The 23,962-nt window shown below is 65.7% G+C and carries 20 protein-coding genes and 3 rRNA genes (1 of these 23 running past the window's edge); 17 read left to right on the forward strand and 6 right to left on the reverse strand.

Translation table 11 applies throughout. The annotated features are described in order from the left end of the window. From ACZK2R_RS01500 to rrf (ACZK2R_RS01510), 3 genes are all read left to right on the forward strand, one after another. A 23S ribosomal RNA gene (locus tag ACZK2R_RS01500) occupies nucleotides 1-939 on the forward strand; it begins 1,945 nt to the left of the window's first position. Nucleotides 940-1,066: 127 nt separating this feature from the next. Further along, nucleotides 1,067-1,181, forward strand: a 5S ribosomal RNA gene (gene rrf, locus ACZK2R_RS01505). Between the two features lie 134 nt (nucleotides 1,182-1,315). Then, nucleotides 1,316-1,430: ribosomal RNA gene (gene rrf, locus ACZK2R_RS01510) — 5S ribosomal RNA — on the forward strand. Nucleotides 1,431-1,932: 502 nt separating this feature from the next. Here the strand turns inward: rrf (ACZK2R_RS01510) and ACZK2R_RS01515 are convergent. Continuing rightward, nucleotides 1,933-3,648, reverse strand: a complete 1,716-nt coding sequence (locus tag ACZK2R_RS01515; protein WP_049421206.1) for a M28 family metallopeptidase — start codon at nucleotides 3,646-3,648, stop codon at nucleotides 1,933-1,935. An 86-nt stretch (nucleotides 3,649-3,734) separates the two neighbouring features. Beyond that, nucleotides 3,735-4,397, reverse strand: a complete 663-nt coding sequence (locus ACZK2R_RS01520) for a DUF4097 family beta strand repeat-containing protein (RefSeq protein ID WP_032129713.1) — start codon at nucleotides 4,395-4,397, stop codon at nucleotides 3,735-3,737. Nucleotides 4,398-4,492: 95 nt separating this feature from the next. Here ACZK2R_RS01520 and ACZK2R_RS01525 point away from each other — a divergent pair, with 95 nt between their 5' ends. Together ACZK2R_RS01525 and ACZK2R_RS01530 are read left to right on the forward strand one after the other, a co-directional pair. After that, nucleotides 4,493-5,791: a murein hydrolase activator EnvC family protein gene (locus tag ACZK2R_RS01525; RefSeq protein ID WP_010484243.1), complete on the forward strand. Its 1,299-nt coding sequence runs from the start codon at nucleotides 4,493-4,495 to the stop codon at nucleotides 5,789-5,791. 108 nt (nucleotides 5,792-5,899) lie between these two features. Beyond that, on the forward strand, nucleotides 5,900-7,360 hold the full coding sequence (locus ACZK2R_RS01530) for a S41 family peptidase (RefSeq protein WP_180838774.1): 1,461 nt from the start codon (nucleotides 5,900-5,902) through the stop codon (nucleotides 7,358-7,360). 30 nt (nucleotides 7,361-7,390) lie between these two features. On the opposite strand, the gene ACZK2R_RS01535 is transcribed toward ACZK2R_RS01530, so the two are convergent. Both ACZK2R_RS01535 and ACZK2R_RS01540 read right to left on the reverse strand, forming a co-directional pair. Next, nucleotides 7,391-8,353, reverse strand: a complete 963-nt coding sequence (locus ACZK2R_RS01535) for an IS110 family transposase (RefSeq protein ID WP_132809226.1) — start codon at nucleotides 8,351-8,353, stop codon at nucleotides 7,391-7,393. A 294-nt stretch (nucleotides 8,354-8,647) separates the two neighbouring features. After that, the gene (locus tag ACZK2R_RS01540) at nucleotides 8,648-9,340 is read right to left on the reverse strand and encodes a rhomboid family intramembrane serine protease (RefSeq protein ID WP_019662230.1); all 693 of its coding nucleotides are present in this window, start codon (nucleotides 9,338-9,340) and stop codon (nucleotides 8,648-8,650) included. Between the two features lie 226 nt (nucleotides 9,341-9,566). Here ACZK2R_RS01540 and ACZK2R_RS01545 point away from each other — a divergent pair, with 226 nt between their 5' ends. After that, nucleotides 9,567-10,916 carry an outer membrane protein transport protein gene (locus ACZK2R_RS01545; RefSeq protein ID WP_180838556.1) on the forward strand — a complete coding sequence of 450 codons (1,350 nt, stop codon included), beginning with the start codon at nucleotides 9,567-9,569 and terminating at the stop codon, nucleotides 10,914-10,916. A gap of 141 nt (nucleotides 10,917-11,057) precedes the next feature. Beyond that, on the forward strand, nucleotides 11,058-11,630 hold the full coding sequence (gene pnuC, locus ACZK2R_RS01550; RefSeq protein ID WP_032129718.1) for a nicotinamide riboside transporter PnuC: 573 nt from the start codon (nucleotides 11,058-11,060) through the stop codon (nucleotides 11,628-11,630). Between the two features lie 117 nt (nucleotides 11,631-11,747). On the opposite strand, the gene putA is transcribed toward pnuC, so the two are convergent. Further along, a complete protein-coding gene (gene putA, locus ACZK2R_RS01555; RefSeq protein ID WP_478487722.1) occupies nucleotides 11,748-14,966 on the reverse strand; it encodes a bifunctional proline dehydrogenase/L-glutamate gamma-semialdehyde dehydrogenase PutA in 3,219 nt (1,072 codons plus the stop codon). Between the two features lie 274 nt (nucleotides 14,967-15,240). On the opposite strand from putA, the gene ACZK2R_RS01560 reads away from it, so the two are divergent. Genes ACZK2R_RS01560 through ACZK2R_RS01585 form a run of 6 tightly spaced genes read left to right on the forward strand, consistent with a single transcriptional unit; the run spans nucleotide 15,241 to nucleotide 20,080 of the window. After that, nucleotides 15,241-15,717 carry a DUF2244 domain-containing protein gene (locus tag ACZK2R_RS01560; RefSeq protein ID WP_004153894.1) on the forward strand — a complete coding sequence of 159 codons (477 nt, stop codon included), beginning with the start codon at nucleotides 15,241-15,243 and terminating at the stop codon, nucleotides 15,715-15,717. Between the two features lie 11 nt (nucleotides 15,718-15,728). Then, nucleotides 15,729-16,691: a cytochrome c oxidase subunit II gene (gene coxB / locus ACZK2R_RS01565; protein ID WP_125895785.1), complete on the forward strand. Its 963-nt coding sequence runs from the start codon at nucleotides 15,729-15,731 to the stop codon at nucleotides 16,689-16,691. A gap of 59 nt (nucleotides 16,692-16,750) precedes the next feature. Next, nucleotides 16,751-18,358: a cytochrome c oxidase subunit I gene (gene ctaD / locus ACZK2R_RS01570; RefSeq protein ID WP_004153896.1), complete on the forward strand. Its 1,608-nt coding sequence runs from the start codon at nucleotides 16,751-16,753 to the stop codon at nucleotides 18,356-18,358. 8 nt (nucleotides 18,359-18,366) lie between these two features. Continuing rightward, complete coding sequence (locus ACZK2R_RS01575) at nucleotides 18,367-18,603, forward strand: hypothetical protein (RefSeq protein WP_032129721.1); 237 nt, start codon at nucleotides 18,367-18,369, stop codon at nucleotides 18,601-18,603. Next, on the forward strand, nucleotides 18,600-19,190 hold the full coding sequence (locus ACZK2R_RS01580) for a cytochrome c oxidase assembly protein (protein WP_107432934.1): 591 nt from the start codon (nucleotides 18,600-18,602) through the stop codon (nucleotides 19,188-19,190). The genes ACZK2R_RS01575 and ACZK2R_RS01580 overlap by 4 nt, the downstream gene beginning before the upstream one ends. Before the next feature lie 14 nt (nucleotides 19,191-19,204). Then, nucleotides 19,205-20,080, forward strand: a complete 876-nt coding sequence (locus ACZK2R_RS01585; RefSeq protein ID WP_005412024.1) for a cytochrome c oxidase subunit 3 — start codon at nucleotides 19,205-19,207, stop codon at nucleotides 20,078-20,080. A 20-nt stretch (nucleotides 20,081-20,100) separates the two neighbouring features. Here ACZK2R_RS01585 and ACZK2R_RS01590 read toward each other — a convergent pair whose 3' ends face one another. Beyond that, entirely contained in the window at nucleotides 20,101-20,319 is a 219-nt protein-coding gene (locus tag ACZK2R_RS01590; protein WP_005412025.1) for a twin transmembrane helix small protein, read from the reverse strand. A 57-nt stretch (nucleotides 20,320-20,376) separates the two neighbouring features. On the opposite strand from ACZK2R_RS01590, the gene ACZK2R_RS01595 reads away from it, so the two are divergent. The 4 genes from ACZK2R_RS01595 (at nucleotide 20,377) to cyoE (ending at nucleotide 23,844) form a co-directional block, all read left to right on the forward strand. Beyond that, a complete protein-coding gene (locus ACZK2R_RS01595) occupies nucleotides 20,377-21,093 on the forward strand; it encodes an SURF1 family protein (protein WP_180838557.1) in 717 nt (238 codons plus the stop codon). A 109-nt stretch (nucleotides 21,094-21,202) separates the two neighbouring features. After that, entirely contained in the window at nucleotides 21,203-21,772 is a 570-nt protein-coding gene (locus ACZK2R_RS01600) for a hypothetical protein (protein ID WP_180838558.1), read from the forward strand. 10 nt (nucleotides 21,773-21,782) lie between these two features. Further along, nucleotides 21,783-22,946: a COX15/CtaA family protein gene (locus ACZK2R_RS01605; RefSeq protein ID WP_099551635.1), complete on the forward strand. Its 1,164-nt coding sequence runs from the start codon at nucleotides 21,783-21,785 to the stop codon at nucleotides 22,944-22,946. A 4-nt stretch (nucleotides 22,947-22,950) separates the two neighbouring features. Further along, complete coding sequence (gene cyoE / locus ACZK2R_RS01610) at nucleotides 22,951-23,844, forward strand: heme o synthase (RefSeq protein WP_010484229.1); 894 nt, start codon at nucleotides 22,951-22,953, stop codon at nucleotides 23,842-23,844. The last annotated feature ends 118 nt before the right edge of the window (nucleotides 23,845-23,962 follow it).

The raw sequence follows: 23,962 nt of genomic DNA on the forward strand, positions 1-23,962 counted from the left end.
CGAATGGCGTAACGACAGCGGCGCTGTCTCCACCCGAGACTCAGTGAAATTGAAATCGCTGTGAAGATGCAGCGTTCCCGTGGCAAGACGGAAAGACCCCGTGAACCTTTACTATAGCTTTACACTGAACGTTGAGTTCGTCTGTGTAGGATAGGTGGGAGGCTATGAAACTGTGGCGCTAGCTGCAGCGGAGCCATCCTTGAAATACCACCCTGTCGTGCTTGACGTTCTAACCTGGGCCCATTATCTGGGTCGGGGACCGTGTATGGTGGGTAGTTTGACTGGGGCGGTCTCCTCCTAAAGAGTAACGGAGGAGCTCGAAGGTACGCTCAGCGCGGTCGGACATCGCGCACTGTGTGCAAAGGCATAAGCGTGCTTGACTGCAAGATCGACGGATCAAGCAGGTAGGAAACTAGGACTTAGTGATCCGGTGGTTCTGTATGGAAGGGCCATCGCTCAACGGATAAAAGGTACTCCGGGGATAACAGGCTGATACCGCCCAAGAGTTCATATCGACGGCGGTGTTTGGCACCTCGATGTCGGCTCATCACATCCTGGGGCTGTAGTCGGTCCCAAGGGTATGGCTGTTCGCCATTTAAAGTGGTACGCGAGCTGGGTTCAGAACGTCGTGAGACAGTTCGGTCCCTATCTGCCATGGGCGTTGGAGATTTGAGAGGGGCTGCTCCTAGTACGAGAGGACCGGAGTGGACGAACCTCTGGTGTTCCGGTTGTCACGCCAGTGGCATTGCCGGGTAGCTATGTTCGGAAGCGATAACCGCTGAAAGCATCTAAGCGGGAAGCGCGCCTCAAGATGAGATCTCCCGGGGCACAAGCCCCCGAATGAAGGAACCATGTAGACTACGTGGTTGATAGGTCAGGTGTGTAAGTACAGCAATGTATTGAGCTAACTGATACTAATGATCCGAGAGGCTTGACCATATAACCTCAAGTTGCCTTGGCTTTACGACAGCGTCGTAAGAGCATCCAAGTGCACGCTACGTCACAAGAACTACGAGAGGCAGGCGCCTTATCCGGCTGTATCGGATGGCGACGCTCCAACCGCCTCCCTGGTGAAATTAGCGCTGTGGAACCACCCGATCCCATCCCGAACTCGGAAGTGAAACGCAGCTGCGCCGATGGTAGTGTGGCTCAAGCCATGCGAGAGTAGGTCATCGCCAGGGTTTATACCCAAAAACCCCGCTGCTCACGCAGCGGGGTTTTTCTTATTAAGTGAAGGCACTGCATTTTCCGGGTACCTTCCGCCCCAAGGGCAAGATCGCGAAGCTGGCGCTGCAAGCGCTGCTGCAACCGTCTCCCTGGTGAAATTAGCGCTGTGGAACCACCCGATCCCATCCCGAACTCGGAAGTGAAACGCAGCTGCGCCGATGGTAGTGTGGCTCAAGCCATGCGAGAGTAGGTCATCGCCAGGGTTTACACCTCAAAACCCCGCTGCTTACGCAGCGGGGTTTTTCTTTGTGCGCGCGAAATGCGGGTAGTGCCGGCCGCTGGCCGGCAACCCGACGGCGTTACATCGCCCCATAGATCCACGCCATGCGTGGAGGCCCTCCGTGAGGAACCACGGCGCCAACCAAGGTTGGCAGCTACCAACAGCTGGCCCACACAGCGATCGTTTGCCGGCCAGCGGCCGGCACTACAAGTAGATCCACGCCATGCGTGGATGCTCTCTGCATGGAACCACGGCGCCAACCAAGGTTGGCAGCTACCAACAGCAGGCCCACACAGCGATCGTTTGCCGGCCAGCGGCCGGCACTACAAGTAGATCCACGCCATGCGTGGATGCTCTCTGCATGGAACCACGGCGCCAACCAAGGTTGGCATCTACAACTGCAGGGCGCGATCACACACAAAAAAGCGGCGCCCTTGCGGGCGCCGCCTTGGCTTGCTTCAGTACTCAGTCGAGCAAGCTCGACGCTACTTCGCCGCAGCCGGGGCCTTGTCCTTCATCATCGCGTCGCGGGCTGCCTTGAACGGGTTGCCTTCGTACCAGTTCGGCCAACGATCGCCACCGGCCAGTTCCTTGCCGACGCCGTACATCAGCTGCAGGTCTTCGACGGTGCCGTCCAGCTTCCAGGTGGCCGCATCGAACTCATCCTTCGGGCCGTGGTAGCGGTTGGCGCCGTAGTCGGCTGCAGCCTTGCGGCCCGCGTCCACGCCACCCTCGCGCAGGTCTTCGCCGCCATCGGCGTATAGGGCCGGCACACCGGCCTTGGCGAAGTTGAAGTGATCGGAACGGAAGTAGAAGCCGCTCTGCACCGAGGTCTCACCGTGCAGGGTACGGTCCTGGGCCGCGGCCAGCGGCTTGAGGATGTCTTCCAGCTCCGAGCTGCCGAAGCCGGTGACGGTCACGTCCTTGGCACGGCCAGCCACCGACATCGCATCGATGTTGATCACGCCGGCGATCTTGTCCAGCGGGAAGGTCGGATGGGCAACGTAGTACTTCGAACCCAGCAGGCCGGATTCTTCCAGGGTCACCGCCAGGAACACCACCGAGCGCTCCGGCTTCGGCTCCTGGTGGGCCATGGCTTCAGCCACCTCGAGGATGCCGGCCACGCCGGTCGCGTTGTCGACCGCGCCGTTGTAGATGTTGTCGCCGGTCTCGCCCTCGTGCTTGCCTAGGTGATCCCAGTGCGCCATGTACAGCACGGCCTCGTCGGCACGCTTGCTGCCCGGCAGTACGCCCACCACGTTGCGAGATTGCTTCTGCGCGATCTGGCTCTTCAGATCGACCGCAGCGGTGGCCTTCAGCGGCACCGGCTTGAAGCCGCGCTTGCTGGCGTCCTTGTAGGCCTGCGCCAGGTCCAGGCCGGCACCGGCGAACAGCGCCTTGGCAGCGTCGGCACTCAGCCAGCCCTGCACCGGAATGCGGGCTTCCGGGTCATCCTTGGCTGGCAGGTCGTACTGCGGGCCTGCCCAGGAGTTCTTCACCACATCCCAGCCGTAGGAAGCGCCGGCGGTGTCGTGCACGATCAGCGCGGCAGCGGCGCCCTTTCGCGCAGCCTCCTCGAACTTGTAGGTCCAGCGCCCGTAATAGGTCATGCGCTTGCCGTCGAACAGCTTCGCGTCATCGACATGGAAGCCCGGGTCGTTGACGAACATGACGACCGTTTTGCCCTTCCAGTCCTGGCCGGCGTAGTCGTTCCACTTCTGCTCCGGCGCATCGACACCATAGCCGACGAACACCAGGTCGCTGGCATCGACCTTCACCTCGGCCTGGCCGGTACGGGTACCCACCACCATGTCAGTGCCGAACTTCAGCTCGGTGGTCTTGCCGCCCTGGGTGATCTTCAGCACGGTCGATTCGTCGGCCGTGGTCTCGGTCATCGGCACATCCTGGAACCAGCTGTCGCCGTTGCCGGGCTGCAGGCCGATGCGCTGCATCTGGTCGCGGATGTAGTTGACCGTCAGTTCCTCGCCCTTGCTGCCCGGGGCGCGGCCTTCGAATTCATCCGAAGCCAGCGTCTTGACCATCTCGGCGAAGTCGCCGGCGTTGATCTCCGGCGAGAACGCATGGGCCGCCGGCTTGGCAGCGGCGGTGTCGGTGGCCGGCGCGGGCGCCGGCGTGTCTTCGCCTTTGCAGGCACTGAGCGCGGCCGCAGCGGCCAGGCACAGGAGGAGTTTGCGGGGCATCGTCGATTCCTGGAAAACAAAGGGCGGCCGCACCACGTGTACGACCGGTAACAGCGAGTATCACCGAACCGATGGGCGCGGTGTGCTCAGTCCGCCGGAGCGGTTTCGGTGTCGAACGGGATCGGCTCGGCGCCGGTGACCGGGCCGATGCGGGCCGTGCGGTGCACGTACAGCACCACCTCGCGTTCGAACTGCAACGGGCCGTCCACCACGGCATTCGGACCGATGATCACGCGTGGCTTGCGGCTGGCGGTCAGCGAGACGCTGAAGTTTGGCTTGCGCACGTGCACACCGCCCTTGACCTGCGAACCGATGCCCACGGTGATGTCACCGTTGACGGTTTCCACGTCGTTGCCGACGCGGCTTTCGACCAGCCCGATGCCACCGTTCACGGTTTCAACACCGCCTTCGATCTGGCTGCCGCGATCGCTGAAGATGCTGCCGTTGACGGTGCTGACGCTGCCGTGGGCGATCACTTCGCGGCCCAGGCGTACGCCGCCGTTGACCGTTTCGATCTTGCCGGTGCGCGCGCGATCGGCGACCTTGACCCCGCCGTTGACGGTGTCGATGCTGCCGGTCTCGACGCCTTCGCCGACGCGGATGCCGCCGTTGACGGTGTCCAGCTTGCCGTAGCGCTGGCCGGGTTCGGCGCTGATGCTGCCGTTGACCTTGCTGATGTTTTCCTGCGCTGCCACTGGCCCGGTGACCAGCAGTACGCCCAACAGCAGCGGAATGGAGAGAGCTTTCATGGGGACCTCGATGGATGTGCGGCTGGCAGGCCGCGTGCGGAGATGTCACCATTCCCCGGTACCCCCTGCAACTGCCTGAAGTCACTGGAAAGCCCTTGCGCAACAACGCCTTCCCATCACGCCGACATCACATCGCCGCTGCTCGCGGCGGGCGCTGCCTGCTGTTGGGGCTGGCCTTGGCACTGGCGTTACCGCTGCCGGGGGCCGCGCAGACCACGCGCGAGACCGAGCGCAAGCTGCAGAAACTGCGCAGTGAACTGAAGGGCGTGGCGCAGGAGCGCCGGCAGATCGAGGGCCAGCGTGGCCAGGCCTCGCAGCAGCTGCGTGAGGCCGACGAGAAGGTGGCCCGCACCGGCCGTGCGCTTGCGCAGACCGAAACCGCGCTGCGCGAGCAGGGAAGGGCCCTGGCCGAGGCCGAACAGCGCCGCAGCACGTTGCAGGCCAACCTCGCCCAGCAGCACCGCGAGCTGGCCGGCCTGCTGCGCGCGGCCTACCAGCTGGGCAACCATGCACCGTTGAAACTGCTGTTGTCGCAGGACACGGTGGCCGATGCCAACCGTGCCCTGGCCTACCACCGCTACCTGCAGCGTGAGCGGGCCCAGCGCATCACCACGCTGACCGCCGACCTGAAGGAACTGGAAGCGCTGCAGGCGCAGATTGCCGAGCGCAAGCAGAAGCTGCAGGGGGCGCAGCAGGACCAGAAGCAGCAGGCAGCGGCGCTGGAAGCCGACCGCCGCGATCGTGCAAAGACCGTGGCCTCGCTGGACGAGCGCTTCAAGGACCAGCGCGAGAAGGAACAGGCGCTGGGCCAGGACGCCAAGGCGCTGGAAACACTGCTGGCCAATCTGCGTGCGGCCGCCGCCCGTGCCGAGGCCGAGCGTCGCGCGGCTGCGCGCCGTGCGGCAGCGGAGAAGGCCGCTGCCGAACGTGCCGCACGCCAGGCCGCGGCACAGGGACGGCCGCCACCGCCCACCAAGGTTCCGCCGGCGGTGGCTTCCGCACCGGCCCCGAAGGTGGGGGGCCTGGGTTGGCCGTTGTCCGGCAACCTGCTGGCCCGCTACGGCGGCAAGCTGCCTGACGGGCGTACCAGCAGCGGCGTGCTGATCGGCGCACCGGCCGGCAGCACCGTCACCGCTGTGGCCGACGGTACCGTGGTGTTCTCCGACTGGATGACCGGCTACGGCATGATCCTGATCGTCGACCACGGCAATGGCTACATGAGCCTGTACGCCCACAACGACACCCTGCTCAAGGACGCCGGTGCACGGGTCAGCCGTGGCGATGCGGTGGCCAAGGTCGGCAACTCGGGGGGCCAAGGGGTCACCGCGCTGTACTTCGAGCTGCGTCGTGGCGGGCAACCGGTGAATCCGGACAGCTGGCTGCAGCGGCGCTGAATCCCCGCTCGCCAGGTGCGGGCTGGATTCAACGGGAATTTAGCTGTGCTTCGCGCATAATCGGTGCATGTGCCTTGGGCACCATGCCACCGTCGACAGGAGTGATCCATGCGCGCAGCCCGTACCGCCACCCTCTTGCTGGCCCTGTTGCCAGCGCTGTCCTGGGCGCAGCAGACCGCGCCCGCCCCGAGCCAGGAAACCGGCGGGCAGGCAGCGAGCAGCGAGGAGGCGGTGACCTCGAAGGTGCCGCTGGAGGACATCCGCCGCTTCGTGGCCGTCTACAACGCAGTGCGGGCCGCCTACGTCGATCCGGTCGATGACAAGAAGCTGATGCAGGCAGCGGTGCGTGGCCTGCTGCTCGACCTCGACCCGCACAGCACCTACTTCAACAAGGAAGACGCGCAGGCCTTCGACGAACAGGCCAGCGGCGCCTACGAAGGCATCGGCGTTGAGCTGCAGCAGCAGCCAGACAACGCCAGCATGAAGGTGATCTCGCCGATCGACGACACGCCGGCGGCCAAGGCCGGCATCCTCGCCGGTGACCTGATCATCGCCATCGACGGCAAGCCGATCAGCGCGATCGATGCCAGCGAACCGCTGCGCGGCCCGGCCGGCAGCAAGGTGGTGCTGACCATCGTGCGCGAAGGCAAGCCCAAGCCGTTCGATGTCAGCCTCACCCGCCAGACCATCCGCGTGACCAGCGTGCGCAGCCGCCTGCTGGAACCGGGCTATGGCTACATCCGCCTGAGCACCTTCCAGGCCGACACCGGTTCGGACTTCCAGAAGCACGTGCAGCAGCTGCAGAAGCAGTCCGGTGGCCAGCTCAAGGGCCTGGTGCTGGACCTGCGCAGCAACCCGGGTGGCCTGCTGACCGCTGCCGTGCAGGTGGCCGACGACCTGCTCGACAAGGGCAACATCGTCAGTACCCGCGGCCGCATCAGCATCAGCGATGCACGTTTCGATGCAACGCCGGGCGACCTGCTGAAGGGCGCACCGGTGGTGGTGCTGGTCGACGCCGGTTCGGCCAGTGCCTCGGAAGTGCTGGCCGGCGCACTGCGCGACAACAAGCGCGCCCGCGTGGTTGGCAGCCGCACCTTCGGCAAGGGCTCGGTGCAGACCGTGCTGCCGCTGGACAACGGTGACTCGGTGAAGCTGACCACCGCGCGTTATTACACGCCCAGCGGCAAGTCGATCCAGGCCACGGGCATCGTGCCGGAGGTCGAACTGAAGCCGGCCGCTACGCCGGCCGAGGATGCACTGCCGGCCAGCCTGAGCGATTACAGCGAAGCGACCCTGCCGGGCCATCTGCGCGGTGACGACGAGGGCACTGAGGGCTATCACGCCGGTGCGGTACTGCCGGGCGATGGCCCGATCAACGACGCGCTGGCCGAGCTGAAGAACCCGGGTTCGGTGGCTGCACGCTTGAAGGCCGAAGCGGCGAAAGTGGATGCGGCCAAGGCTGCGAAGGCCGCTGCGGCGAAGCCGGAAGCGAAGGTAGAACCGAAGCCAGAAGCGAAGCCAGAAGCGAAGCCGGAAGCGAAGCCCGCACCCGTCCCGGCCAAGCCCTGATTCTGTAGAGTCGAGATCCTATGTTCGTGGTCAAGCCTGCTGGAAGCAGGCTTGACCCACCTTCAGCATGGCCGGATCGAAGTCCCGGCCGCTTTTGAAGACACCCCAGGCGATCCTGGCCAGCTTTCTGGCCAGGATGTTGAAGACGGCGGTGCTGGGGTGACCGCGTTTTGACAGCTCGTCGTAGAGCGGTTGCCCCTGGCGACACCGCTTGAGCCCCATTGCGGCCATGTAGAGCATCTGGCGCAGCACTGGCGCGCCCTGTTTGGACAGCCGACGCCGTCCCGTTCTGCCGCCAGACTCGTTGGGCCGGGGATCCAGGCCCGTGCAGGCGATCCACGCGTTGGCGTTGGCCAACGGCCAGCGCGTCATGTAGTAAATCAGGTGAGCGGCGACGGCGGGGCCGATACCAGGGATGGTCAACAGGCGCTTGTAGAGCGTGCCATGCTCTCCATCGCGACCCAAGCGCTGCAGTTCGCTTTCCAGCTCGGACAGCGTCCCAGCCAGAGCGCAGAACAGATCTGACAGCTCCCCGGGGGCACTTTTGCTTACCCCGAAGGATTGCTCCAGCCGCGCGCGTGTCTTTACCAGCGTCTGCCGCTTGCGCAGCAAATCGTGCATCTGCTGCTGCTCATCGGTACGCGGTACGTATTCACGCAGGCGATCGTTCTCCTTCTTCACGTACCGGGCGATCGCTTCGGCGTCCATGGCGTCCGTCTTGCCACGCGAGCCCGTCGCCCGGCCGTAGTGCTTGATCAGACGTGGATTGATCACATAGACAACGTGGCCTGCCTGGCCAGCCATCCGAGCCAACAACTCGTAGTACCGCCCCGTCGCCTCCATGCCAATCCGGCATCGCTGGGGCAAGGTGTTGAGCCACTGGGCTATGCCGGCCCGGGTGTTGGCGATCCTGTCGCCGGCCTTGCGGTCGGCCACTGCCGGTACGAACTCCTTGGAGTCCACGTCCACGCCAATATCGAGAGAATCAGACATTTGTACGGCTCCCAGCTATCTTTAAGGGGCTGGGGTGGTACCGCACCGACGTTAGCTTGCCTACATCGACGATCCCCTTTGGGGGCCGTACGATCCTTTATCGACGTTCGTGTGCGGGATGGGGATCGCTCGACTCGTCTGTCGGCTAGTATCCGCAGATGCATGCTTGACGGTCCCTCCACCCTGGCTCCTACATACCGCGTAGGAGCCGGGAGGAACATACAAGCCGTGCTCGACTGATCCAAGAACGAGCGGGTGCGCGTGGAGCCGGCCAGCGGCCGGCACTACCAGGGGTCAGAAGCCGTGGCGCTTGCGCAGGCGGCGGGCGATGGCCGCCCGCACGTAGACCCCGTACACCACGCCGAACACGAAGCCGCCGATGTGCGCCCACCAGGCCACCATGCCGAAGCTTGGGCCGATATGGGCGAACACCACCTGCAGGGCGGCCCAGACGCCGATCAGCAGGTAGGCCGGGGCGCGCACGAACTCCAGGAACAGGCCGAGCGGAATGACCACGCCCAGCCGTGCACCCGGGAACAGCGCCAGATAGGCGCCGATCAGTGCGGACACCGCGCCGCTGGCGCCGATGATGATCTGGTCCGGGCTGCCCATGGTGTAGATCGCCACCAGATTGGAAACGGCACCGCCGACCAGGAACAGCAGCAGCAGCCGCCACGGGCCCAGCACCCGCTCAGCAGGCAGGCCGAAGATCAGCAGGAATACCAGGTTGCCCAGCAGGTGTGACCAGTCCGCGTGCAGGAACAGGGCCGTGAACAGCCGCAGCACGCTGCCGTCCTGCAGGGTCGCCCACCAGTCCAGCGGGTGGGTCAGGCCGGTGGACAGGGCGCCCCAGTCCAGCCAGAGGCTGCCCCGGGCGTCGTCCGGACGCGAAATCGACCACAGGAACGCCAGCCACAGTGCCGCAAACAGCACGGGCGTGGCCCAGCGCAGGGCCGCCTTCTTGCGCGACGGGAGGGAGACGAACATGGGCAATAGCCTAGCGTGCGGGCGCTTACGGCGGGGATTGTCCTGTTCAGCTTCTGGGACGAAAAAAGCGCCTGCGCTGTTATTGTTTCATTAACAGCTCTGGGTAATACTCGCATACGGCGTCGTATGTCGGGAGGGGAATCCGGCGCGCTCCGAAGGGCCCCAAGGCCTGCCGGGCGCAGGCGCACTTAGAGCACCATCACCGCTTACCGGAGAGAGAACTACGATGCAAACCGCTTCCACCATTGCCCGACTGACCCTGCTGGCCGTCGGCGTTGCCGGTGCGCTGGCCGCCGCCGATGCCAACGCTGCCGCCTTCCAGCTGAAGGAAAACAGCGCCAAGGGCCTCGGCCGCGCGTTCGCCGGTTCCGGCAGCGCCGAAGGCGACGCCTCCATCATCGCCGTCAACCCGGCCGGCATGCGCCAGCTGGAAGGCACGATGGTCCAGGGCGACCTGAGCGCCATCAGCTTCAAGGCCGAGTTCAAGGGCCAGGGCCGCAATGCGGCAGGCCGCCCGCAGACCGGTGGTGACGGCGGCGACGCCGGCATGATCGCTCCGGTCCCGGCTGCGTACTTCCACATGCCGATCGGCGAGCAGGCCCACTTCGGTGTGTCGCTGACCGCACCGTTCGGCTTCAAGACCGAATACGACAACGGTTGGGTGGGTCGTTACAGCGGCCTGAAGACCGATCTGAAGGCCATCGACCTTGGCTTCGCCGCGTCGTATGACGTCAACCCGTACGTGTCGTTCGGCGCGTCGGTGTTCGTCGAGCACCTGACCATCGAGCTGAGCAACGCCGTCGACTACGGCAGCATCCTGGCCGGCGCCGGCGCTCCGGGCTTCGCCCCGGGCAGCGCGGATGGCACCCTGAAGATCGAGGGTGACAACAATGCCGTGGGCTGGACCGTCGGTGGCCTGTTCTCGATCGACGAGAACACCCACATCGGCCTGAGCTACCGTTCGAAGGTCGAGCACAAGATCACCGGTGGTGATGCGACCTTCAGCGGCGCCGACCGCGCACGTTCGCTGCTGACCAACTCGCCGCGTACCCGCGGTTGGTTCATGGACACCAGCGGCAAGGCCACGGTGACCATGCCGGCCTCGGCCACCCTGAGCGTGACCCACAAGGTCAACGACCGCTGGACCGTGATGGGCGACGTGACCCGTACCGCCTGGTCGACCGCCTTTGACAGCGTCACCGTCGACTATGCGTCGCCGCAGGCGGACTCGGTCCTGGAGTTCGGCTACCGTGACACCACCTTCGTGTCGCTGGGCGCCGACTACAAGCTGAGCGACACCGTCACCCTGCGCGGTGGTGTTGCGCTGGACCAGACCCCGACCACCGACGCCCACCGCGACGTGCGCGTGCCGGATACCAGCCGCAAGTGGCTGTCGCTGGGCGTGGGCTGGACCCCGTCGGCAAACACCGAGTACAACTTTGGCTACACCCACCTGTTCACCAGCGATCCGAACGTGAACGTGCGTGCGACCACTGCCAACCAGGGCAACTCGCTGTCGGGCAAGTACAAGGTCCGTGGCGACGTGCTGGCGGCTTCGTTCCAGTACAAGTTCTGATTCGGGCCTCGGCCTGACGCAGCACACGGAAGGCCCCGCGCAAGCGGGGCTTTCTTTTCTGTGGCCCCGGGCCATCCACGCGTGGTGTGGATCTACTGAAGAGCGCAGCCATCCACGGCGTGGATCCACGACAATAGCGCCATGAACCTGTCCGATCCGAACTTCCAGCTGGAGCTGGCTGCCAACATCGCCGTCGCCGGCTCGATCCTGCTGGCCGGCCGCAACAACGTGCACACCTGGTGGCTGGGCATCGTCGGCTGTGCGCTGTTTGCAGCGGTGTTCGAGCGCTCGCATCTTTACGCGGACATGGTGCTGCAGTTCTTCTTCATTGCCATCAGCGTGCTGGGCTGGTGGCAGTGGCTGCGTGGCGATCACGGTGCGCCGCTGCCGATCACCTCATTGCGACCGCGTGCATGGGCCTGGCTGGCGCCGCTGGCGGTGGTGGCCACGTTCGGCTACGGCTGGATGCTGACCCGCCTGACCAACGCCTACGCGCCCTACATCGATTCGGCGGTACTGGTGCTGAGCGTGATCGCGCAGATCCTGATGATGCGGCGCAAGCTGGAATCGTGGTGGGTGTGGCTGCTGGTGAACACCGTTGCGGTGCCGCTGTACTACAGCCGTGGCCTGCACCTGACCTCGATCCTGTACGTGGGCTTCTGGATCAACGCGCTGGTGGCGTTGCGTCATTGGCGCGGCCTGATGCGGGTGTAGCGCCGAGCCCACGCTCGGCTGCACCGTACAAGCCGAGCATGGGCTCGGCGCTACAGGAAAAAAGCACAAAAAACCCCGCTTTCGCGGGGTTTTTCGTTCACTGCAACTACCGGGCGATCAGTCGCCCAGGGTCAGCAGCGAGGCGTTGCCGCCGGCAGCGGTGGTGTTCACCGTCACCGTCTTTTCGGTGGCAAAGCGCAGCAGGTAGTGCGGGCCGCCGGCCTTCGGGCCGGTGCCGGACAGGCCCTGGCCGCCGAACGGCTGCACGCCGACCACCGCACCGATCTGGTTGCGGTTGACGTAGACGTTGCCGACGTGGACGCCGTTGCTGATGCGGTCGACGGTCTCGTCAATGCGCGAATGCACGCCCAGGGTCAGGCCGTAGCCGGTGGCGTTGATCTGGTCGATCACCGCGTCGAGCTGGTCGCCCTTCCAGCGGATCACGTGCAGGACCGGACCGAACACTTCCTTCTGCAGCTGGCCCAGGTCCTTCAGTTCGTACGCACGTGGCGCGAAGAAGGTGCCATTGGCCGCTTCGGCAGACAGCTCGGCGGCAGCAATCAGGCGCGCTTCGCGGTCCATGCGTTCGGCGTGGTCCTGCAGGATCTTCAGCGCGTCGGCGTCGATCACCGGGCCGACGTCGGTGGACAGCAGGCCCGGGTTGCCGACCTTCAGTTCCTTCATCGCACCGGCCAGCATGGTCATCACCTTGTCGGCGATGTCGTCCTGCACGAACAGCACGCGCGCGGCCGAGCAGCGCTGGCCGGCCGAGGTGAAGGCGGAGCCGATCGCATCCTTGACCAGCTGTTCCGGCAGTGCCGAGGAGTCGGCGATGAAGGCATTCTGGCCACCGGTCTCGGCAATCAGCACACCGATGGCGGCGTCACGTGCGGCCATCGCGCGGTTGATCGCACGGGCGGTGTCGGTGGAGCCGGTGAAGGCCACGCCGGCCACGCGCGGGTCGGCGGTCAGTGCGGCACCGACGGTGGCACCGTCGCCCGGCAGGAACTGCACCACCTCGGCCGGCACGCCGGCGTCATGCAGCAGCTTCACCGCGTAGTAGCCGATCAGGTTGGTCTGCTCGGCCGGCTTGGCGATGACGCTGTTGCCGGCGGCCAGGGCGGCAGCGACCTGGCCCAGGAAGATCGCCAGCGGGAAGTTCCACGGGCTGATGCAGACGAACACGCCGCGGCCGTGCAGCTGCAGCTCGTTGGATTCACCGGTCGGGCTGGGCAGCTTCTCGGCGTGGCTGAACTGCTCGCGCGCCTGCTTGGCGTAGTAGCGCAGGAAATCCACGGCTTCGCGCACTTCGGCGATGCTGTCGGGCAGGCTCTTGCCGGCTTCCTTCACGCACAGCGCCATGAACTCCGGCATGCGCGCTTCCAGCTGGTCGGCGGCGTGCTCGAGGATGGCGGCGCGGCTGGCGGCCGGGGTGCGGTTCCAGGCCGGCTGCGCGGCCACGGCGTTGGCCAGGGCTTTCTGCACGGTGGCGGCATCGGCGGCCAGCCACTGGCCGACCACTTCGCGGGTGTCGGCCGGATTGGTCACCGGCAGCGCGGCGCCGGCCGGGTTCGCACCCGGCACCAGCGGGGCGGCCTGCCACGGCTTCACTGCAGCGTTGATCTGCTCGGCGAGGGCGCGCAGTTCGTTGTCGTTGGCGAGGTTGGCGCCCATGGAGTTCTTCCTGTCGTGGTTCTGGCTGCGCAGCAGGTCAACCGGCAGCGGGATCTTGGGATGCGGAATCGATTCGAACGAAGCAACCATCTCGACCGGATCGCGGATCAGGTCGGCGATCGGCACGCGCTCGTCGGTGATGCGGTTGACGAAGCTGGAGTTGGCGCCGTTTTCCAGCAGGCGACGCACCAGGTACGGCAGCAGGTCTTCATGCGAACCGACCGGTGCATACACGCGGCAGGGCAGGTTCAAGCGGTCGGCCGGCACCACTTCCGCGTACAGGTCATCGCCCATGCCGTGCAGCTTCTGGTGCTCGTACACGCCACCGTTGGCGATGCTGCGCACGGCCGCGATGGTGTGTGCGTTGTGCGTGGCGAACATCGGGTAGATCGCGTCGGCATGCGTGAACAGGCGCTTGGCGCAGGCCAGGTAGGAGACATCGGTGTTCTGCTTGCGGGTGAACACCGGGTAGCCCGGGTAGCCTTCGATCTGCGCGCGCTTGATCTCGGCGTCCCAGTAGGCGCCCTTGACCAGGCGCACCTGCAGGCGGCGACCGGCGCGGCGGGCCATGTCGGCCAGGTGGTCGATCGTGTACGGCGTGCGCTTCTGGTAGGCCTGCACGACCACGCCGAAGCCGTCCCAGCCGGCCAGCGAGGCGTCGGAGAAGACCTGCTCGATGATGTCCAGCGACAGTTCCAGGCGGTCGGACTCTTCGGCGTCGACGGTGCAGCCGATGCCGTAGCTCTTGGCCAGTTGTGCCAGTTCCAGCACGCCCGGCACCAGGTCCTTCAGCACGCGCTCGCGCTTGGCGTGCTCGTAGCGCGGGTACAGCGCCGACAGTTTGATCGAGATGCCCGGCGCGTTGTTGACGTCACCGTCCGGACGGCCGCCGCGTGCCTTGTGGTCGCCGCCGATGGCGTGGATCGCACGACGGTAGTCTTCCAGGTAGCGCAGCGCGTCCTTCATGGTCAGCGCGCCTTCGCCCAGCATGTCGAACGAGTAGCGGTAATTCGCGTTGTCGCCCTTGTGCGAGCGCGACAGCGCTTCGCTGATGGTGCGGCCCACGACGAACTGGTGGCCCATGATCTTCATCGCCTGGCGCACGGCCAGGCGCACCACCGGCTCACCGACGCGGCCGACCAGGCGCTTGAACGCGCTGGGCGCATCGGCACGGGTGGCGTCGTTCATCTGCACCAGCTTGCCGGTCAGCATCAGGCCCCAGGTGGAGGCGTTGACCAGCACCGAGTCGCTGCCGCCCAGGTGCTTTTCCCAGTCGGCATCGGCCAGCTTGTCGCGGATCAGCTTGTCGGCGGTGTCCTGGTCCGGAATGCGCAGCAGCGCCTCGGCCACGCACATCAGCAGCACGCCTTCCTCGCTGCCCAGGTCGTACTGGCGCATGAAGGCTTCGATCGCGCCCTGGTCCTTGGCACGCACGCGCACGCGGCCGACCAGGTCGGCGGCCAGCGCCTGCACCTTGGCCTGCTCTTCGGCGGGCAGGCGGGCCTGCGCCAGCAGCTCGCGCACGTGGCTGGCCTCGTCCTTCAACCAGCCATCGGTGATGGCCTGGCGGAACGGGTTGGGGGGCGCCGGCAGTTCCGGCGACAGCAGCGCGCCGGGACGCGGAGCGTCGTGGGCGGCAGGGGAGGAGGAAGGTGCGTTCATGCCGGTCCGGCCAGTGGAAAACTTGGCGATTTTAATCATTTTTGCGGGTTGCGGAAGTGCCCATCAGCCACCTTCGTGAAGCGCTGATAGCCCCTAGCTGCGGTGGATTCAGCGTGTTCAGCAAGCTCGGCAGAATTTGTGCTGAATTCGTCATTCGTGCCGCCGACCTCATGCTGTGTTGCAGCATGGTAAAAAGTGTGAATGCACCCTTGCTACCGGCGAGAGGGCGGGGCTACCATCGAGACGTTTCCCGCGGCAGGAACGCGGTTGCGACATGATCGAGGTGCTTCCAGCTCCGGATGGGTCAGGTACGCAGCTGCGGCTGCGTCCCCCACGGGCGCTCGATGCCCGGCAGTTCGTCCTGTTGTTCACCGTGTTGTCGGGTGCGATGTGGCTGGTGTCCGCCCTCGGGTGGTTGGCCGGCAATGCATTCGCCCCCCTGTTCGCGCTGCTGTACAGCCTGGTGCTGGCGGCGGCACTGCGTGCCTTGTGGCGCAGTGGTGAACGGCAGGAGGAGATCCGGGTAGTGCCGGCGTACGTGGAGGTCATCCCCGTACCCGGTGGATCGCCGGTGTTCCGGGCCCACCCCCACTGGGTGCGCCTGCTCACCGACGACGAGAGGGTCCGGCTGGCATCCAGCGGCCGGCAGGTGGAGGTGGGGAGTTTCCTCGCGCCGGCCGAACGTCAGACGCTCGCAGAGACACTTGAAAGCTTGCTCGCCGCCAGCGATGGCGGCAACCGACGACGCTAAGGGTCTAGGCAATGAAGCAAAGCAGCAGGTGGGGCACGAAGTGCGTTGCAGCGGTCGCCGCCATGGTGGCCGGGGGACTGATGCCGGCGTTGGCCTGGGCCCAGGCGGCCGATCCCAAGCCGTGGCAGCTGAACATGGGCAAGGGGGTGACCCAGACCTCGCGCCTGGCCTGGGAATCGAACAATCTCTCGTTGATCATCTGCACGGTGATCGGCGTCATCGTGTTCGGGGCGATGGCCTACGCCATCTTCAAGTTCCGCAAATCCAAGGGTGCGGTCGCCGCCACCTTCAGCCACAACACCAAGGCCGAGATCATCTGGACGGTGATCCCGGTGATCATCCTGATCGTGATGGCATGGCCGGCCACGGCCAACCTGATCAAGATGTACGACACCCGCGATGCCGAGATGACGGTGAAGGTCACCGGCTACCAGTGGATGTGGAAGTACGAATATCTCGGCGAGAACGTCACCTTCACCAGCCGCCTGGACCGCGAGTCCGACCGCGTGCGGCAAAGTGGCATCGTGCCGACCCGCGAGACTCACCCGCATTACCTGCTGGATGTCGACAACCGCCTGGTGCTGCCGGTCGATACCAAGGTGCGCTTCGTCATCACCTCCGACGACGTGATCCACGCCTGGTGGGTGCCGGCGCTGGGCTGGAAGCAGGACGCCATCCCCGGTTTCATCAATGAGGCCTGGACCAGCATCGAGCAGCCCGGCGTCTACCGCGGCCAGTGCGCCGAGCTGTGCGGCAAGGACCATGGCTTCATGCCGATCGTGGTCGAGGCGGTGTCCAAGGAAGAGTTCAAGCAGTGGCTGGCGCAGCGCAAGCCGGCGCCGCCCGCCGAGCCGGCAACGCCGGCGGCACCTGCCGAACCGGCTGCACCGACTGCACCGGCGAGCGAGGCACCGGCTGCGCCTGCTGCTGCAGAAGCGGGCAGCGCGCCTGCCACCGCGGCCAACGGAGCGTGATGTAAAGCCCGCGGCCGTTCGCGGCCGTGGTGACAACCGATTCTGAGAGGTGTTTTGCAATGGCGCACTCGGCAGTTGGGCACGACGATCACCATCACCAGCAGAGTTTCTTCGAGCGTTGGTTCTTCTCGACCAACCACAAGGACATCGGCACGCTGTACCTGGGTTTCAGCTTCATCATGTTCATCATCGGTGCGGCGATGAGCGTGGTGATCCGCGCTGAGCTGGCGCAGCCGGGCCTGCAGTTCGTCAAGCCCGAGTTCTTCAACCAGATGACCACCGTGCATGCGCTGGTGATGATCTTCGGCGGCGTGATGCCGGCCTTCGTCGGCCTCGCCAACTGGATGATCCCGCTGCAGATCGGCGCGCCGGACATGGCGCTGCCGCGCATGAACAACTGGTCGTTCTGGCTGTTGCCGGTGGCCTTCAGCCTGCTGCTGCTGACCCTGTTCCTGCCCGGTGGTGCGCCGGCCGGCGGCTGGACGCTGTACCCGCCGCTGTCGCTGCAGGGCGGCTACAACGTCGCCTTCAGCGTGTTCGCCATCCACGTGGCCGGCATCAGCTCGATCATGGGCGCGATCAACATCATCGCCACCGTGCTGAACATGCGTGCGCCGGGCATCGACCTGCTGAAGATGCCGATCTTCTGCTGGGCCTGGCTGATCACTGCGTTCCTGCTGATCGCGGTGATGCCGGTGTTGGCCGGTGCGGTGACCATGCTGCTGACCGACAAGTTCTTCGGTACCAGCTTCTTCAACGCCGCCGGTGGCGGTGACCCGGTGATGTACCAGCACATCTTCTGGTTCTTCGGGCACCCCGAGGTCTACATCATGATCCTGCCCGCCTTCGGCGTGGTCAGCGAGATCATCCCGACCTTCAGCCGCAAGCCGCTGTTCGGCTACCAGGCGATGGTGTACGCCACCGCCGCCATCGCGTTCCTGTCGTTCATCGTCTGGGCCCACCACATGTTCACCGTGGGCATGCCGCTGGGTGGCGAGATCTACTTCATGTTCGCCACCATGCTGATCTCGATCCCGACCGGGGTGAAGGTGTTCAACTGGGTCAGCACCATGTGGCGTGGCTCGCTGACGTTCGAGGCACCGATGCTGTGGTCGGTGGCGTTCGTCATCCTGTTCACCATCGGTGGCTTCTCCGGCCTGATGCTGGCGATCGTGGCGGCTGACTTCCAGTACCACGACACCTACTTCGTGGTCGCGCACTTCCACTACGTGCTGGTGACCGGCGCGGTGTTCGCGCTGATCGCGGCGGTGTACTACTGGTGGCCGAAGTGGACCGGGCGGATGTACAGCGAGAAGTGGGCCAAGGTGCACTTCTGGTGGTCGATCGTATTCGTCAACCTGCTGTTCTTCCCGCAGCACTTCCTCGGCCTGGCCGGCATGCCGCGCCGCATTCCCGATTACAGCGTGGCCTTCGCCGACTGGAACCTGATCAGCTCGATCGGCGCGTTCGGCATGTTTGTCACCCCGTTCATGATGGCCGCGATCCTGCTGTCCTCGCTGCGCAATGGCGAGAAGGCCGAGGCCCGTTCCTGGGAAGGTGCGCGTGGCCTGGAGTGGACGCTGCCGTCGCCGGCACCGGCGCATACGTTCACCACGCCGCCGACCATCCGCCCGGGGGATCTGGCGCATGACGACATCACGCATTGAGGTGGGGCATGCATAACGAAAGCCCGCTCCCGATCGGTAGAGTCGAGCCATGCTCGACTGACGAAAAGCAGCCGAGCACGGCTCGGCTCTACAACAGCGAAGCGCAGCCGACCAGCGGTCGGCTCTACCAGGGTGGAAGCATCGAGCAGCAACGCCAGCGCGCCAGGCGCACGGCGATGTGGGTCGGCGCCATCGCCGTGCTGGTCTACGTCGGCTTCATCCTCAGTGGGGTGATCGGCCGATGAGCGACGCACCGGCCAGCACACCGTCACGCAGTGCGGGACTGCCGCGCCTGATCGGTGTGGCGGTGGCGGTGTTCCTGCTCACGTTCTCGCTGGTGCCGCTGTACCGCATCGCCTGCGAAAAGGTGTTCGGCGTGCGCCTGGAGCGCGGTCCCGGCAGCGAGGCCAGTACCGGCGCCGTGACCGGCAAGCGCACCGTGCGCGTGGAATTCGATGGCGGGGTCAACTCACGGCTGCCATGGTCGTTCCATCCCGAGCAGCTGACCATGGACGTGGTGCCCGGCGAACTCAACGAAGCGCTGTACTTCGCCCGCAATGACAGCCAGCAGGCAGTGGTCGGCAGCGCGGTGCCTTCGGTGGCGCCGGCGCGTGCGTCGGGCTTCTTCAGCAAGACCGAGTGCTTCTGTTTCACCGCGCAGACGCTGCAGGCCGGCGAGAAGCGCGACATGCCGGTGCGCTTCATCGTCGATCCGGACCTGCCACCGGAGATCAAGACGATCACGCTGTCCTACACCTTCTACCGCAACGACGCGCTGTCCGATCGGCTGGCTCCGGCCGCCACCTCGGAAGGCGCGCACGCCGCACCCTGACCCCGGATACCGACATGGCCCAGACACCGACCGACGCCAACGTGTACTTCGTCCCGGCCCAGAGCAAATGGCCGTTCGTGGGTTCCATCGCGATGATGGTGACCATGGTCGGTGTGGCCAGCTGGCTCAACGATGCCAGCTGGGGACGCTGGACGTTCTACATCGGCATCGCGATGCTGGTGCTGACCCTGTTCTGGTGGTTCAGCGACGTGGTGCGCGAATCGCAGGCCGGCAACTACAACCATCAGGTCGATGGCTCGTTCCGGATGGGGATGATCTGGTTCATCTTCTCCGAAGTGATGTTCTTCGGTGCGTTCTTCGGCGCGCTGTTCTACACCCGCAACCTGGGCCTGTCGTGGCTCAGCGGCGAAGGCCGCGGGGTGATGACCAACGAGCTGCTCTGGCAGGGCTATTCCGCCGGATGGCCGACCAATGGCCCGGCGGCGATCGGTGGCGCGTTCCAGACCATTCCGGCCTGGGGCCTGCCGCTGATCAATACGCTGATCCTGCTGACCTCCGGCGTGACCCTGACCATCGCCCACCACGCACTGAAGGCGGGCAACCGCCGCCAGCTGCTGATCTGGCTGGGCCTGACCGTGGTGCTCGGCCTCGGCTTCCTGACCCTGCAGGCGGAGGAGTACATCCACGCCTACAAGGAACTGAACCTGACGCTCGGTTCGGGCATCTACGGTTCAACGTTCTTCATGCTGACCGGCTTCCACGGTGCGCACGTGCTGCTGGGCACGATCATGCTGATCGTGATGTGGCTGCGTTCGGCCAAGGGGCACTTCACCCGCGACAACCATTTCGGTTTCGAAGCCGCCGCGTGGTACTGGCACTTCGTCGACGTGGTGTGGCTGATGCTCTTCATGTTCGTCTACGTGCTTTGACCGCGCACGTATCGGTGGCCTCAGCCGCCGATGCCGTGCGGTTTTATCCAGCCCATGTAGATGCTCACGATCACCAGCAGGATCAACGCCACCGACACCGCGATGCGGCGTGTCAGTGCGTTGACCGTGCGCTTGGTCTGGCCGCGGTCGACCAGCAGGTAATACAGGCCGGCGCCCAGATTCCAGACGATGACGATCAGAAACGCGATTACCAGCAGGGTCTTCAGCGAATCACTCATGCGCGGCTCGAGGGCAGGGTGGATGGGCCTATCTGACCGCGTTTGCGCGGACTTGTCATGATGCGCCAGCACACGCGCGTGATCGGCTGGCTGTTGGCGGTGCTGGCGATGGCCGGTTTCAGCGCATTGGGGCTGTGGCAGCTGCAGCGCATGCATGCCAAACAGGCAATGTTGGATGCACAAGGTCCAGCCGTGGCACAGGCGCTGCCACTGGCGCAGGCTCTGGCGGCGCCCGGCGCGTTGCATGGCGTGGCCGACCACGGCCGCTTCCTGCCCGGCGTGGTGCTGCTGGACAACCAGACCCGGCATGGTCGCGCCGGGGTGAAGATCTATCGTCCGTTCCGCAGTGACGGAGGCAGCGTGCTGCTGGTCGACCTCGGCTGGCGCGCGCTGCCGCCGGATCGCACGCTGCCGGATGTGCCGGCGCCGCCTTCGCCGGTGGCGGTGCGTGGGTTATTGGCGCCGCCGCCGTCGGCGGGACTGGCACTGGGCCCGGCGTTCTCCGCTACCGATGAGGCCGGGCGTTGGCTGGCCAGCCGTTTGCCCGCCGAAGGCCTGGCGGCGGCGCTTGGCCTACCGGTATTGCCCGACCGCGTGCTGCGGCTGGATCCGGTGCTGCCATTCGGCGACGAACGCGATCTGGACCTGCTGCCGAACACGCTGCCGCCGCAGCGTCACCTGGGCTACGCCGTGCAGTGGTTCGGCCTGGCCCTGACCGTGCTGGTGGTCGCGCTGGTGCTGGAGTGGCGCAGGAGACGTGCCGTGGCCCGGTAGTGCCGGCCGCTGGCCGGCATCCCCTTGGATTCCTGGATGCCGGCCAGCGGCGAGCACTACCGGGGCACCACACCCGCATCCCTTACCCAACCATGAGAAAATGCCCCGCATGAACACTGCTACGTCCCCGCAGGCGCGCGGCTCCGGCCGCCGGACCCTGGTGCTGCTGTTTGCCGTGTTCTTCGGGGCGATGGCACTGGCCGCCGTGCTGCGCTTCTCCGGCTGGCAACCGACCGGGCACCGCAATGCCGGCCAGCTGCTGAAGCCGCCGGTGGACCTGCGCCAGCAGGCGCCGACCCTGGCCAGCGGCCAGCCCTACGCCTGGAACCCCGAGGCCCGTACCTGGCGCCTGCTGGTGGCGCCGGCCGATGCCTGCGACGCGCAGTGCGTCACTTTGTCGCAGGGACTGGGCAAGGTGTGGCAGCTGTTCGGCCATAACGCCGATAATGTCGAAATCCTGTGGCTGGGAACGCCACCGGCGTCGATCGCCTCGCTGCCCGCGCTGCGGCCGCTGGCTCCGTCGCCAGCACTGCGCGCGGCCCTGCCCGGCGTCGACGATCCGGCTGGCCTGCCGGTCTACGTGATCGATCCGAACGGCTTCGTGATCATGCGTCATGCCCCGGGCACCGACCTGGGTGGCCTGCGCAAGGACATGGCCACGTTGCTGAAACTGAAGTGAGTCCCGTTTGATGAGCCTTTCCGCGCGTCCGGCGCTGCACCGCAATTTCCACCGCCTGGCGTGGTTCGCCATGATCATGACCGCGAGCACGATCATGTTCGGCGCATTCGTGCGCCTGTCCGATGCCGGCCTGAGCTGCCCGGACTGGCCGACCTGCTATGGCCAGGCCACCTGGCCGCAGCACGTGGAAGAGACCATCGGCCACCCGGCGGCGGAGATCCGCCCGCTGGAGACCCACAAGGCCTGGCGTGAGCAGGTGCACCGCTTCCTGGCTGGCGCGCTGGGCATCGAGATCCTGACCCTGGCCCTGTTGGCCACGCGCAAGCGGCGATTCGGAAGCACGGCGGTGGTGACCGCCTGCGTGCTGGTGGCCGCCGGCATACCGCTGTACATGATGGGCTGGCATGGCACGGCCAGCGTGCTGGCGTTGATCGGTGAGGCGATCCTGCTGATCGCCGCGCTGCGCTGGAGCAACATCGACCTGGCGCGCGCTGCATTGCTGACCCTGGCGGTGGTGATCTTCCAGGCCTTGCTGGGCATGTGGACGGTGACCCTGCTGCTCAAACCCATCGTAGTGATGGGCCATCTGCTCGGTGGCATGCTGATGTTCGGCCTGCTGGTGTGGATGGCCTGGCGCGCGACGCACATGCCGATCACCCTGGCCGAGGCGCCGAAGCTGAAGTGGCTGCTGCGCATCGGCGTAGCGGTGCTGGTCACCCAGATCGCGCTGGGGGGCTGGGTCAGCGCCAATTACGCGGCGCTGGCCTGCGGCGGTGGCAGCGCCTCGTTGGACAACTTCCCGCGCTGCGCCAACCAGTGGTGGCCGCAGCACAACTTCGTCGAAGGCTTCACCCTGTGGCGCGGCATCGGCGTGGATTACGAAGGCGGCGTGCTGGATGGCGCTTCACGTATCGCCATCCAGATGGCGCACCGCATGTTTGCGGTGGTGGTGGCCGTCTACCTGCTGTGGCTGGGCGTACGCCTGTTCCGGTTGCCGAGCATGCGTGGCTGGGCCAGCGCGTTGATCGCGCTGCTGGTGCTGCAGGTCACCCTCGGCATCCTCAATGTGAAGCTGGCGCTGCCGCTGGAAGTGGCGGTGGCCCACAACGGCGTGGCCGTTGCCCTGTTGTTCGTGCTGGTCAGCCTGCTGGCCCGCCTGCGTGCCCCGGACTGATTCCATGTTTTCCAATTACCGCCAGTACTGGGACCTGACCAAGCCCAAGGTCGTTGCCCTCATTGTCTTCACCGCCCTGGTCGGCATGGTCCTGGCCATCCCCGGCGTGCCCAGCTGGGAGCAGGTGCGCGCAGGCGTGCTCGGCTTCCTGGGCATCTGGCTGGCCGCTTCGGCGGCCGCGGCGATCAACCAGCTGCTGGATGCGCACATCGATGCGCAGATGGCCCGCACCTCGTGGCGTCCGCTGGTGGTGGGCAAGGTCAAGCCGTGGCAGGTGCTGGTGTTCGCCGGCGTGCTGATCGTGCTGTCGATGGTCATCCTGGTGCTGTGGGTGAACCTGATCACCGCAGTGCTGACCTTCGCCTCGCTGATCGGTTACGCGGTCATCTACACCGTGTACCTGAAGCGTGCGACCTCGCAGAACATCGTCATCGGTGGCCTGGCCGGCGCGATGCCGCCGATGCTGGGCTGGGCCGCGGTGACCGGCATGCAGGGTTCGTCGGACTGGGCGTACTCGTCGCTGCTGGTGCTGATCATCTTCATCTGGACGCCGCCGCACTTCTGGGCGCTGGCGATCTTCCGCCGCGAGGACTACGCAAAGGCGGAGATCCCCATGCTGCCGGTGACCCACGGCGTGGTGCACACCCGCAAGCAGATCATGGTGTATTCGGTGGTGCTGGCGCTGGTCTGCCTGCTGCCGTACCTGGTGGGCATGAGCGGTGCGTTCTACCTGGGCGGCGCGATCGTGCTCAATGCGGTGTTCCTCTGGTACGCCTGGCGCATGCTCAATCCGCCGGACGAACTGTTCTCGATGAAGATGTTCTATTACTCCATCGTCTACCTGATGGCGCTGTTCGCCTTCCTGCTGGTGGACCATTGGATCCTGCCCTGGCTGTAGAGTCGAGCCATGCTCGACTCGGGGGCGGATCCCCGTCGGGGCTCTGACCCGGTCTGATGGTGGGCGCATCCACGCATGGCGTGGATCTACTTGAACCGCGGTTGCTGTGTCGCCATTG

The sequence above is a fragment of the Stenotrophomonas sp. 96582_Sma genome (genome assembly GCF_056480905.1).